The organism is Acidovorax sp. (assembly GCF_046339755.1).
In the GTDB taxonomy this organism is placed as follows: Bacteria; Pseudomonadota; Gammaproteobacteria; order Burkholderiales; family Burkholderiaceae_C; genus Acidovorax.
This window is the reverse complement of the sequence record NZ_JBKDTZ010000052.1, coordinates 1-12,233: the sequence shown is the minus strand read 5'-3', so window position 1 is coordinate 12,233 and position 12,233 is coordinate 1. Positions and strand designations below refer to the sequence as shown.

The window sequence follows — 12,233 nt, the reverse complement described above, 5'->3', positions numbered from 1 at the left end:
TTCTTTTTGGGGAGGGTGGGCCTCTCTTTTTATATCCTGCCCATGAGCAGCAGGATCACGAGGATCAGCACCACCAGGCCGATGCCGCCGCTGGGCCCATAGCCCCACGAACGGCTGTGGCCCCACGTGGGCAGCGCGCCGACGAGGATGAGGATCAGGACGATCAGGAGAATGAGGGAGAGCGACATGGCAGTTGTTCCTTTTGTTGTGGATGGCTGCATTGTTCGATCTCCCCGCGTGCTGGACCGAAGGCGGCGAGCGTGCAAGCGCGTCAGGCTTTTCCGACTCAGCTTGTGGGAACTTCAGTCCAGCGCGATGCCGGCCTTGGTGATCAGCTGCTCATACTGGCTGGATTTGGCCGCCGCGTTGCGGCCGATCTCGTCGACCGACCAGGCCAGCGGTTCGAAGGCAAAAGTGTTGAAGCGCTCGCGCACCTCGGGGTCGGTCAGCACGGCCAGCACATCCGCGTGGATCTTGCTGCGCACGGCAGCCGGCACGCCTTTGGGGGCGACAAGCACCACGAAGGAGTTCACGTCCAACTGCGCCGGGCCGCCAGCCTCGGCCACGGTGGGCACGTCGGGCAGCTGCGGGATGCGCTTGGGCGCAGCCACGGCCAGGTACTTGATCTTGCCGGCCTTGTAGACGCCCTGGCTCGATGGAATGCTGGCAAAGCTCCAGGCCACCTCGCCGGTGGCCACGTTGGTGTAGAGCTGGCTCACCTCCTTGTAGGGCACATGGGTCATGCGCACGCCGGTGATGGATTCGAGCCACTCGCCGCCCAGGTGGCCCGGGCTGCCCACGCCCCAGGAGCCATAGCTCAGCCCGCCGGGTTTGGCCTTGGCGTCGTTCAGCAGGTCGGTCATGTTCTTCCAGGGCGATTGCGCAGGCACGGCCACCATGAAGGGCGTACGGAACAGCGGCGCCACCGGGTCGAAGGTCTTGAGCGTGTCGACGTTGCGCTTCTTGTACAGGTGCGGCACGGCCGCCAGGTGCTCGCTGTCCAGTTGCAGCAGCGTGTAGCCGTCAGCCGCGCCGCGCTTGGCGGCGTCCATGGCGATGAAACCGCCGCCGCCGGGGCGGTTGTCCACCGTCACCGTCTGCTTCCACTGGGTCGAGAGCTTGTGCGCCACCAGCCGCAGCACAGCATCGGGTCCGCTGCCCACGGCAAAGGCGGTGTAGAGCGTGACCGGCTTGTTCGGAAAGTCGCTGCCCTGGGCATGGCTGGTGCCCAAGGCTACCACCAGCATGCCGGTACAGGCGAGCGAGAGCAGCAAGGGGTGTCGGGTGGTCTGGTTCATGGATGTCTCCTGGATGTGTGGCCGATTGTTGGATGGCTGATTGACAGTATGCTGATGAAAATCATAGATCCGGCCGGTGTTTGGCGCGCTCGGTGAAAACCCTTGATGCATTGAAAACGCAGAAAAGGACCGGTAAGGACTTGCATTTGTGACTGCTGGATTGCTACACTAATAATCAGTGTACTGATTAAATTTATTGATGAGGTGAACCATGGAGCAGACAAAGGCGCGCGCCGCCGGCCTTCCCGTGCTGGTGGCCGGCGGTGGCATCGGCGGGCTGGCGGCGGCGCTGGCCCTGGTGCGCCAGGGTTTCGAGGTGCAGGTGCTGGAGCAGTCGCCCGCCATCGGCGAGATCGGTGCTGGCATGCAACTGGGTCCCAATGCCTTCCACGCTTTCGATGCGCTGGGCGTGGGTGAGCAGGCGCGCAGCCGCTCGGTGTTCACCGACTGCATGGTGATGCACGACGCGTTGGACGAATACCAGGTGGGCCGCATCCCCACGGACGAGGCTTTCCGCGCCCGCTTCGGCAACCCCTATGCGGTCATCCACCGTGTGGACGCGCACAACTGCCTGCTCGAAGGCGCGCTTGCGACCGGGCGCGTGCGCTTGCAAACGCACACCCGCATCGAGCGGGTGGAACAGGGCGCGGGCACGGTCACCGCCATTGACCAGCACGGTAAGGCCTGGCGCGGCGTGGCGCTCATCGGGGCCGACGGCGTCAAGTCCGTGGTGCGCCAGCAGTATGTGGGCGACCCGGCGCGCGTGACGGGCCACGTGGTCTACCGCGCCGTGGTGGAGCGCGAGGATTTCCCCGAGGAACTGCGCTGGAACGCCGCCAGCATCTGGGTGGGCCCGCACTGCCACCTGGTGCACTACCCGCTGCGGGGCGGCGAGCAGTACAACGTGGTCGTCACCTTCCACAGCCGCGGCCAGGAAGAGTGGGGCGTGACCGAAGGCAGCCGCGAAGAGGTGCAGAGCTACTTCCAGGACATCTGCCCGCGCGCCCGCCAACTGATCGACCTGCCCAAGAGCTGGAAGCGCTGGGCCACGGCCGACCGCGACCCCATCGCCCAGTGGACCTACGGCCGCGCCACTCTGATCGGCGATGCCGCCCACCCCACCACCCAGTACCTGGCGCAGGGCGCCTGCATGGCGCTGGAGGATGCCGTGACCCTGGGCGAAGCCCTTCGCGTGCACGGCAACGGGTGGGACGCCGCGCTCGACCTGTACCAGCGCTCGCGCGTGGCACGCACCGCGCGCATCGTGCTCTCGGGCCGCGAAATGGGCCGCATCTACCACGCCAAGGGCGTGGAGCGCCTGGTGCGCAACGACCTGTGGCGCGGCCGCAGTGCCGAGCGCTTCTACGACGCGATGGAGTGGCTCTACGGCTGGAACGTGGGCAACTGCCTGGCCGCGCATTGAACCGCAAGGAGACAGCACCGATGCAAGAACTTGGACGCCTGGAAGACCTGCCCCAGGATTACCGCGATGCACTCGCCGAGCGCAACCTCGTGCCCCTGTGGCCCAGCCTGCGCGCCATGCTGCCGCCCGGCAAGCCCCGGCCGCGCACCCAGGCCACGCACTGGCCCTATGCGGCGCTGCGGCCGCTGCTGATGCAGGCGGGCGAACTCACCCCCATCGAGAAGGCCGAACGCCGGGTGCTGGTGCTGGCCAACCCCGGCCATGGGCCGGACAGCATGCAGGCCAGCGCCGCCATGTACCTGGGCATGCAACTGCTGCTGCCCGGCGAGTGGGCGCCTGCGCACCGCCACACGCCCAATGCCGTGCGCATGGTGGTGGAAGGCGAGGGCGCCTACAGCACGGTGGACGGCGAGCGCTGCCCCATGGAACGTGGCGACCTGATCCTCACGCCCACGGGTCTGTGGCACGAGCATGGCCACGAGGGCACCGAGCCCGTGGTCTGGCTCGATGTGCTGGACCTGCCGCTGGCCTACTACCTGGAGGTGTCCTACCATGTGGACGGCCCACGCCAGGACGTCACTGGCGCGGCGGGCGACCGCGCCTATGCGCGCGGCGGCATGCTGCCCACGCCGGTGTTCGAGCGCTCGGCGCGTGCCTACCCGCTGCTGCGCTACCCCTGGGCGCAGGCGCGTGCGGCCCTGCAATCGCTGGCGGCCGACCAGCCCGCGCTGGAGTCGGTGCAGATCACCTATGTGAACCCCGAGACCGGCGCCGATGCCGAGACCATCCTGGGCTTCTACGCGCTGATGCTGCGCCCAGGCCAGGTGCTGCGCCTGCCGGCGCGCTCCCCGGCCATGGTGTTCCACCTCATCGAAGGCGCGGCCGAGCTGCAGGTACAGGACGCGCAGCGCTTCGTGCTGGCCGAGGCCGACACCTGCTGCGCCCCGGGCTACACCGCCGTCACCCTGGCCAACCGCTCGGCCGATGCGCCGGCCTTCCTCTTCATCGCCGACGAGAGCCCGCTGCACCGCAAGCTGGGCGTGTTCGAGAACCGCGGCTGATGGCCGCGCAATCCCTTTTTGCTTTTTTTGGAAAGCCCCGCATGTCCACCACCTATCTCTGGACCCCTCCCGCCATCGTCTCGCTGCCCGTGCGCGGCCAGGCCGCGCGCCTGCCCGTGAACCGCCTGTTCTTCGTGGGCCGCAACTACCATGCCCATGCCGTCGAGATGGGCCGGCCCGTGGACAAGTCGCAGGAGCGGCCGTTCTACTTCACCAAGTCGCCGTCCACCGTGGTGGAGTCCGGCGCCACCGTCGCCTACCCGCCAGGCACCGAGAGCTACCACTACGAGATGGAGCTGGTGCTGGCGGTCGGCATGGCCGGCTTTCGCATCGCGCCCGAGCAGGCGCACACCCACATCTACGGCTACGCTTGCGGCCTGGACATGACGCGGCGCGACCTGCAGCTGGTGGCGCGCGACAAGGGCCGGCCCTGGGACCTGGGCAAGGATGTGGAGCAATCGTCCATCGCCTCCGAGATCATGCCCCTGCCCGGCGTGGTGATCGAGCGCGGTGCCATCGCGCTCAGCGTCAACGGCCAGGTGCGCCAGCAGTCCGATGTGGACAAGCTCATCTGGAGCATCCGCGAGATCATTGCCGACCTCTCGCAGTTCTACCACCTGCAGCCCGGCGACCTCATCTACACCGGCACGCCCGAAGGCGTGGGCGCCGTGCTGCCGGGCGACCGCATCGAGGGCCATGTGGACGGCGTGGGCAGCATCGCCCTCACGGTGGGGCCCGCAGAATGAAGCTGCACCACTTCTTTCGCAGCGGTACCTCGCACAGGCTGCGCATCGCCTTGAACCTCAAGGGCCTGGACGTCGAGCACATTCCCGTCGATCTGCGCCAGGAGGAGCATTTGGGCGAGGCCTACCGGGCCGTCAACCCGCAGATGCTGGTGCCCGCACTGGAGCACGAGGGCCAGACCCTGATCCAGTCGCCCGCCATCATCGAATGGCTGGAGGAGTGCTACCCCGAACCCCCGCTGCTGCCCGCCGGCGCCGATGCCCGGGCCCAGGTGCGGGCCCTGGCCGCGCTGGTGGGTTGTGACATCCACCCGGTCAACAACCGCCGCATCCTCGAATACCTGCGCCACCAGCTCGGTTGCCACGAGGTCGCGGTCAACGCCTGGTGCTCCACCTGGATCGCCGCGGGCTTCGACGCCTACGAGGCCCTGCTGGCGCGTGATGCCGGGCGCGGTGCCTTCAGCTTCGGACACGCGCCCACCCTGGCTGACGTCTACCTGGTGCCGCAGGTCGAGAGTGCGCGCCGCTTCCAGGTCGACCTGGCGCGCTGGCCACGCATCAGTGCTGTCGACGCAGCCTGTGCGGAGCTGCCCGCCTTCCGCAGGGCAGCACCCGCAGCGCACGCGCACTGAGCGTTCAGGCCGTCGGCAGCTTCCGATAGACTGCGGCCTCGCGGACTGCCGCCGTTGTTCCCTTTCTGTCGCCATTGCTGCTGCCATGTCCTCTCCCTCCCATTCGCCTGCGCTCGAAGAACTGCCCGGGCACTACATCCGCCGGCTGCAGCAAATCGCGGTGGCCATCTTCCTCGAAGAGACGCAGGAGTTTGGCATCACCCCCGTGCAGTTCGGCGCGCTGGCCGCCGTGCAGCGTGAGCCGGGGCTGGACCAGCGCCGCCTGGCCGGCCGCATCGGCTTCGATACGTCCACCATCGGCAGCGTGATCGACCGGCTGGAAGCGCGCGGCTGGATGGTGCGCAACAGCAGCCCGGGCGACCGGCGCGTGCGCCTGCTCACGCTCACGCCCGCGGGCGAAGACCTGCTGCGCCAGGTCGAGCCCGGCATGCGCCGTGCGCAAAAGCGCATGCTGGCGCCCCTGCCGCCCGAGCAGGGCGAACTGTTCATGGCCATGCTCAAGACCCTGGTCAATGCCAACAACGTGCTCAGCCGGGCGCCCAGCGTGACCAGCACGCCCGAGCTGCCGGCCTCGCGCACCCGAGCCAAGGCCAGCAAGGGAGCATGAAAAAGGCGGCGAGCCCGAGGGCTGCGCCGCCTTGTCCTGCCTCAGGGCCTGCCGCTCAGTGCGCCCCGCCCGCGTCGGCGGGTGCCGCACCGCCCTGCGATGGCCGCTTGGTCAGCCAGATCAGCCCGATCAACAGCAGGAACAGTCCGGCCGACGCCAGGAAGATGTCGTCGGCCGCGCGCGTGAAGGCCTGCTGGTCAATGAGTCGGTTGACCTGCGCCAGTGCCTGCAGCTGCGTCATGCCCGACGCCGTGAGCCCATCCAGCGTGCTGGCGAACACGCCCTGGCCCTGAACCAGGCCCTCGGTCAGGTGGGCATGGTGCATGGCGGCGCGGCTCTCCCACAGCGTGGTGGCGATGGACGTGCCCATGGCCCCGGCGGTGATGCGCACGAAGTTGCTCAGGCCGGCAGCGGCCGGAATGCGCTCCGGCGCAATGCCCGCCAGCGTCAGCGTGGTCAGCGGGATGAAGAAGAACGCCATGGCCGCACCCTGCAGCAGCGTGGGGATCAGGATGTGGATGAAGTCCGTCTGCACAGTGAACTGCGAGCGCATCCACAGCACGATGCCGAACACGATGAACGCCCCCGTCGCCATGCGCCGCGGATCCCACTGGCCCACCTTCTTGCCCACCAGCGGCGTGAGCAATATGGCGAACACCCCCACGGGCGCCAGCGCCATGCCGGCCGAGGTGGCGGTGTAGCCCATCCACTGCTGCAGCCACAGGGGCAGCAGCACCACGTTGCCGAAGAACAGCGCATAGGCCACCGACAGGGCCAGCGCCCCGAAGGTGAAGTTGCGTCCCTTGAAGAGCTTGAGGTCCACCACCGGGTGCTTGTCGGTCAGCTCCCAGACCAGGAACACGGCGAACGCCACCACCGCGACGACGGCCATGATGATGATCTCGCTGGAGGCGAACCAGTCGAGCTCCTTGCCCTTGTCCAGCATGAGCTGCAGTGCGCCCACCCACAGCACCAGCAGGGACAGGCCCACGGTGTCGATCGGCAGCTTCCTGATCGCTGTCTCGCGCTTGCGGTAGATGCCCCAGGTGAGCATGCCCGCGAGCAGGCCCACGGGTACGTTGATGTAGAAGATCCACGGCCAGGAGATGTTGTCCGTGATCCACCCACCCAGCAGCGGCCCCACCACGGGCGCGACCAGGGTGGTCACGCCCCACAGGGCCAGCGCCGTGCCGGCGAGGGCGCGCGGGTAGCTGGCCAGCAGCAGGGTCTGCGACAGCGGGATCATGGGCCCGGCAACCAGGCCCTGCAGCACGCGGAAGAAGACCAGCATCTCCAGCGACGAGGCAAAGCCGCACAGCCAGGAGGTGAGCACGAACAGCATCACGCTCATGGTGAACAGGCGCACCGCGCCGAAGCGCTGCGTGAGCCAGCCCGTGAGCGGGACCGAGATGGCATTGGCCACGCCGAAGCTGGTGATGACCCAGGTGCCCTGGCCCGGGCTCACGCCCAGGTCACCGGCAATCGCGGGGATGGAGACGTTGGCGATGGACGAGTCCAGCACGTTCATGAACGTGGCCAGCGACAGCGACAGTGTGCCCAGCAGCAGGGCCGTGCCCTGCAGCGGGGGGTAGGCCGCAGGCGGGCCCGGTGGGGCTGCAGGGACCGGGGGCGCCGCTGGCGCGGCCCCCTGGTCTGCAGTGGGGTTGGCGGTGCTCATGCGCACCCCCGATCACTGCACCACGGGCGTGCGCACGGGCGCGGATGCGTGGTTCTGTGCCTGCACCGCCGTGCCGGCCTGCGCCTGCGACAGCACCTTGGGCGAGGCCACTGCCACGGCCTTGCGGCCCAGGTTGGCGGCGATGATGTTGGCCACCTCGTCGTCGGCGGCCTTGAACTGCGCGTCGAACACGGCGGTGGAGGCCACGGGCGTGGTGCGCTGGGTGTCGGCCAGGGTCTTGCCGCTCTGGTTGGCGGTGTCCACCTTCACCTCCATCGACAGGCCCACGCGCAGCGCGTTCTGGGCCACCTCCTTGGGGTCGAGCGCGATGCGCACGGGCACGCGCTGCACCACCTTGATCCAGTTGCCGGTGGCGTTCTGCGCCGGCAGCAGGGCAAAGGCCGCACCGGTGCCGGCGCCCAGGCCGGCCACGGTGCCGTGGTAGATGACCTTGGTGCCATACACGTCGGCCTCGAGTTCGGCGGGCTGGCCGATGCGCAGGTTCTGCAGCTGGCTTTCCTTGAAGTTGGCGTCCACCCACAGGTCGTTCAGGGCCACCAGGGTCATCAGCGGGGCGCCGGCCTGCACGCGTTGGCCGACCTGCACGCCGCGCTTGGCCACATGGCCGTCGAGCGGGGCCACCAGCTGGGCGCGCTGCACGGCCAGGTAGGCCTCGCGCACGCGGGCCGAGGCGCGCTGCACGTTGGGGTGTTGCTCGATGGAGGTGCCTTCGGTCTGCGTCTGGCTGGCCGCCAGCTGCTCCTGCGCGGCCACCACGGCGGCCTGGGCGGCGGCCACCGTGCTCTTGGCGGCCGTGACCTGGGCCGTGGCATGCTGGAACTCTTCCTTGCCCACGGCGCCGCTGGCCATCAGCGGGGCGCGGCGGGCCACGTCGTCCTGCAGGCGGGCAGCCTCGGCCTGGGCGCGCGCCAGATCGGCGCTGCGCAGGCTGACCTGGGCCTTCAGGGTGGAGTTGTTGGCGAACAGCGTGCGCACTTCGCGCACCGTCTGCGCCAGCTGGGCCTCGGCCTGCTCCAGCGCCACGCGGGCGTCGGCCGGGTCGAGCTTGACCAGCAACTGGCCGGCCTTCACGTAGTCGGTGTCGTCCGCGCCGATGGAGACCACGGTGCCGCCGATCTGCGGCGTGATCTGCACCACGTTGCCCGCCACATAGGCGTTGTCGGTGGTTTCCACATGGCGGCCATTGGCCCAGTGCCATGCACCCCAGCCGATGGCGGCAATGGCCACCGCGGCGGCGATCAGGGTCAGGCCGCGGCGGCGCGCGGGGTTGGTTGCTTGGTTGTTGGGGGTGGCGGCTTCGCTCATGGCAAGGGTCCTCGGTATGTGCCTGTTGTGTGTGCTTGTGTCGGTGCGGTGGTTCAGTGCGCTGCGGCGGTCTGCAGCACGGCGGTGTCGTCAGTCCAGCCGCCGCCCAGGGCCTTCATCAACTGCAGGCGGGTGTCGAGCTGGCGGGCGCGCAGGTCCACGGCCAGGCGGCGCTGGGCCAGCACCTGGCTTTCGGTGGAAAGCACCACCAGGTAGTTGCCCAGGCCGGCGCGGTAGCGCTCCTGCGCGAAGCGGTAGGCCTTCTCGGCACTGGCGGCGGCATCGTCCTGCAATGCCTGCTGGCGCGTGAGCGATTGCACCGAGGCCATGGCGTCGCCGGCTTCCTTCACCGCGTCGAGCACCATGCCGTTGTACTGGGCAATGGCGGCGTCGAGCTCGGCCTGGCGGCCGCCCAGCTGGGCGCGCAGCCGGCCGACGTCGAAGATCGGCAGGCGCAGCTCGGGCGTCACGCCCATCTTGCGCGAGCCGGCGTTGAACAGGTTGTCCAGGCCCAGTGAATTGAGGCCGATGAAGGCGCCGATGTTGATGTTGGGGTAGAACTCGGTGCGCGCCACCTTCACGCCCTGCGTGGCGGCCTCCACGCGCCAGCGCGCGGCCACCACGTCGGGGCGGCGGCCCAGCAGGTCGGCGCCCAGGGCGTCGGGCACGGGCATGGGTTGCAGGGCGGCCAGTTGCGGGGTCAAGGTGGTGAGCGCATCGGGCGCCTGGCCGCTCAGCACGGCCACCTGGCGGCGTGCCAGGGTGATCTGCTCGTCCAGGGCCTCGATCTGCGTGCGCGCATCGGGCACGGCGGCCTGTGCCTGGGTCAGTTCCACCTGGCTGTCCAGGCCTGCGGCCACACGGTCGTTGGTCAGGCGGCGCTGTTCTTCGCGCTGTTCCAGCGCGCGCACGGCCACCTCGCGCTGCGACACCAGGCGCGCCAGGGCCACATAGCTGCGGCCCACCTGGGCGGCCAGGGTGTTGGCGGCCGCTGCCGCGTCGGCCTGGGCGGCGCGCGCCTGGCCCAGTGCGGCCTGCAGCTCGGCGGCATGCTGGCCGAAGAAGTCGGGTGACCAACTGAACGTCGCCTGCACCGTGCCGCTGTTGTAGGTGTTGCCGGCCACCGGGGCAGGCACCAGGCCGTTGGCGGTGTAGCGCTGGCGCGTGGCGTCCACGCCCAGGTTCACTTGCGGGCCGTTGGCGGCTTCGCGCACCTGGCTCAGCGCGACCGCCTGCTCCAGGCGGGCGCGGCTCACGGCCAGGCTGGGACTGCCCTGCAGGGCCTTGTCGATCAGAGCGTTGAGCTGTGCATCGCCCAGCGTGGTCCACCACTGCGAGGGCGCAGCCGATTCGCTGGCCGAGGCGTTCAGGCCGACTGCAGCGGGCGTGGTCTGTGCCAGCGGTGTGTGCGCCGGCCCGGGGCTGGCACAGCCGACCAGGAACAGGGCGGCCGCGAGCGCGACAGCCGACACGGCGAAGTGTGCCGCCATGGCGGCACGGGTGGACAGGGGTGTAGTGGCTTGGGACATGGTCTGTTCTGTTGTGTGTTGTGTCTTGGAAAGGACCGGAATGGGAGCAGGTCAGGCGGCCGGCTGCTCCTGCTGTTCCTGGCGCACGGCGTCGCCGTTGGCCAGCATGCGGCGCAGCATGCTCAGCAGCAGCTGCCATTCATCGCGGGTGAAGCCGCGCTAGTGGGTGTTGAGCACCTCGGCCAGCACGGGGGGCACCTTCGCGGCGACCTTTTCGCCCTCCGGGGTGAGCACCACGTGCACCACGCGCCGGTCGGTGGTCGAGCGTTCGCGCAGCACCAGGCCTTTGGCCTCCAGGCGGTCCAGGGTGCGCGTCATGGAGGCGGCGTCCGTCTCCAGCTCGCGCGCCATCACGGCCACGGTGGCGGCCACCTGGCCCGTTGCTGCAGCTTGGCACTTGGAGATCTTGAACAGCGGCAGCCACTGCGCGAAGGTCAGGTCGTGCGTGGACAGTTGCGCGTCCGCCTGCGTGCGGATGGACGACATCACCTTGCGCATCAGGTAGCCCACGCTCTCCTCGGCAGGGCTGTGGCCGTGGCCATAGAAGGACACGTCGGGCGAAGAGGGTTGGGGTGTCGATGTCATGGAGCGGTAATTTAATTGACTAGACACTGATTGTCTTTGCAATCAATTAATTTCCGAGTAGACGTCAGGGGATTTGCGGCGGCCGGCGGGTGTCCTGCGCGGGTGGTTGCGGGCCGATATAGTCGAAGGCCGCCCTTGTCCTTTTCCCGTGTTCCGCACGCCCTTTCCATGACCACCACCGCCTCGTTTGCTGCAGCCGATGTTCCCCTCTTGCGCATTGCCGTCATGGGGGCCGGCGCCGTGGGTTGCTACTACGGCGCGCTGCTGGCCCGGGCCGGCCATGCGGTCAGTCTGATCGGCCGCCAGGCCCATGTGCAGGCGGTGCAGCAGCGCGGCCTGCGCCTGCAGACGGCATCACTGGACGTGCACGTGCCCATGCAGGCCAGCACCGAGGCCAGCGCCGTGCAGGGCGCCGACGTGGTCCTGTTCTGCGTGAAGTCCACCGATACCGAGGCCGCCGCGCGCGCGATCCAGCCCTGGCTGGCTCCCGGAGCCCTGGTGCTCACGCTGCAGAACGGCGTGGACAACGACGAGCGCGTGCGCGCCGTGCTGGACCGGCGCACGCCCGTCGCGGCCGCCGTGGTGTACGTGGCCACGGCCATGGCCGGCCCCGGGCATGTGCAGCACCACGGCCGGGGCGAGCTGGTGATCGCGCCGTCGCCGCGCAGCGAGGCCGTGGCCGCGCAGTTCGGGGCGGCCGGCATCCCCACGCAGATCTCGGACAACGTGCGTGGCGCGCTCTGGGCCAAGCTGGTGCTCAACTGCGCCTACAACGCGCTTTCGGCCTTGTCGCAGCAGCCCTACGGCCAATTGGTGCAGGCGCCCGGCGTGACGGACGTGATCGCCGATACCGTGGCTGAATGCCTGGCCGTTGCCAAGGCCGATGGCGTTGCCATCCCGGGCGATATCGATGCTGCCGTGCGCGGCATTCCTGCCACCATGCCGGGCCAGCATTCGTCTACCGCGCAGGATCTGGCGCGGGGCAAGCCTACCGAGATCGATCATCTCAATGGGTATGTGGTGCAGCGTGGCGATGCGCTGGGGGTGCCCACACCGCTGAATCGGGCGTTGCAGGTGTTGGTGAAGTTGGCTGAGGCTAGGCGGGGTTCTGGAGGGTGATGGTTCTTCGTTCCCGATTGGGCCGCATGCTTCGTTGAAGGGCGGAGGCCGGGGTGTGCGCCCGGCGGCGCAGTAACTTTCTCTTGGCGGCCTGTATAGACCGGGGACATAGGAAACAGGTGTGCGAAGACATAGGAAACACTTCTGCTTTGCGTTCGCAAGGGAGAAGCCCCATGGCCTGGCAACCGAAAGACCTTATGGACGTCAAGCGTGAGTTCGTGGAACTTGCAAT

General features: G+C 68.8%; 11 protein-coding genes and 1 pseudogene. 6 read left to right on the top strand and 6 right to left on the bottom strand.

All coding sequences use genetic code 11. The annotated features are described in order from the left end of the window. Window positions 1–29 precede the first annotated feature (29 nt). Window positions 30–188 (bottom strand): DUF3309 family protein, encoded by a 159-nt coding sequence (locus ACK59X_RS04310; protein WP_007856361.1) that lies wholly within the window; start codon window positions 186–188, stop codon window positions 30–32. 114 nt (window positions 189–302) lie between these two features. Next, window positions 303–1,298, bottom strand: a complete 996-nt coding sequence (locus ACK59X_RS04305) for a Bug family tripartite tricarboxylate transporter substrate binding protein (RefSeq protein ID WP_409955470.1) — start codon at window positions 1,296–1,298, stop codon at window positions 303–305. A 211-nt stretch (window positions 1,299–1,509) separates the two neighbouring features. Between ACK59X_RS04305 and ACK59X_RS04300 the strand changes: the two genes are divergently transcribed. The 5 genes from ACK59X_RS04300 (at window position 1,510) to ACK59X_RS04280 (ending at window position 5,764) form a co-directional block, all read left to right on the top strand. Further along, on the top strand, window positions 1,510–2,721 hold the full coding sequence (locus tag ACK59X_RS04300; protein WP_409955469.1) for a 3-hydroxybenzoate 6-monooxygenase: 1,212 nt from the start codon (window positions 1,510–1,512) through the stop codon (window positions 2,719–2,721). A gap of 20 nt (window positions 2,722–2,741) precedes the next feature. Beyond that, window positions 2,742–3,782, top strand: coding sequence for a cupin domain-containing protein (locus ACK59X_RS04295; RefSeq protein ID WP_409955467.1), 1,041 nt, complete (start codon window positions 2,742–2,744; stop codon window positions 3,780–3,782). 41 nt (window positions 3,783–3,823) lie between these two features. Then, window positions 3,824–4,528, top strand: coding sequence for a fumarylacetoacetate hydrolase family protein (locus tag ACK59X_RS04290; RefSeq protein ID WP_409955465.1), 705 nt, complete (start codon window positions 3,824–3,826; stop codon window positions 4,526–4,528). Then, the gene (gene maiA, locus ACK59X_RS04285) at window positions 4,525–5,157 is read left to right on the top strand and encodes a maleylacetoacetate isomerase (protein ID WP_409955463.1); all 633 of its coding nucleotides are present in this window, start codon (window positions 4,525–4,527) and stop codon (window positions 5,155–5,157) included. Before ACK59X_RS04290 ends, maiA begins: the two co-directional genes overlap by 4 nt. Window positions 5,158–5,242: 85 nt before the next feature. Beyond that, window positions 5,243–5,764, top strand: coding sequence for a MarR family winged helix-turn-helix transcriptional regulator (locus ACK59X_RS04280; protein WP_409955461.1), 522 nt, complete (start codon window positions 5,243–5,245; stop codon window positions 5,762–5,764). A gap of 55 nt (window positions 5,765–5,819) precedes the next feature. Here ACK59X_RS04280 and ACK59X_RS04275 read toward each other — a convergent pair whose 3' ends face one another. The 4 genes and pseudogenes from ACK59X_RS04275 to ACK59X_RS04260 all read right to left on the bottom strand — a co-directional run bounded on the left by ACK59X_RS04275 (window position 5,820) and on the right by ACK59X_RS04260 (window position 10,882). Beyond that, window positions 5,820–7,442: a DHA2 family efflux MFS transporter permease subunit gene (locus tag ACK59X_RS04275; protein ID WP_409955459.1), complete on the bottom strand. Its 1,623-nt coding sequence runs from the start codon at window positions 7,440–7,442 to the stop codon at window positions 5,820–5,822. 12 nt (window positions 7,443–7,454) lie between these two features. Then, window positions 7,455–8,768: an efflux RND transporter periplasmic adaptor subunit gene (locus ACK59X_RS04270; RefSeq protein WP_409955457.1), complete on the bottom strand. Its 1,314-nt coding sequence runs from the start codon at window positions 8,766–8,768 to the stop codon at window positions 7,455–7,457. Between the two features lie 53 nt (window positions 8,769–8,821). Then, entirely contained in the window at window positions 8,822–10,297 is a 1,476-nt protein-coding gene (locus tag ACK59X_RS04265; RefSeq protein WP_409955455.1) for an efflux transporter outer membrane subunit, read from the bottom strand. A gap of 51 nt (window positions 10,298–10,348) precedes the next feature. Continuing rightward, window positions 10,349–10,882 (bottom strand): annotated as a pseudogene (locus ACK59X_RS04260) (MarR family winged helix-turn-helix transcriptional regulator). Between the two features lie 168 nt (window positions 10,883–11,050). Here ACK59X_RS04260 and ACK59X_RS04255 point away from each other — a divergent pair. Further along, window positions 11,051–12,001, top strand: coding sequence for a ketopantoate reductase family protein (locus ACK59X_RS04255; RefSeq protein WP_409955453.1), 951 nt, complete (start codon window positions 11,051–11,053; stop codon window positions 11,999–12,001). The last annotated feature ends 232 nt before the right edge of the window (window positions 12,002–12,233 follow it).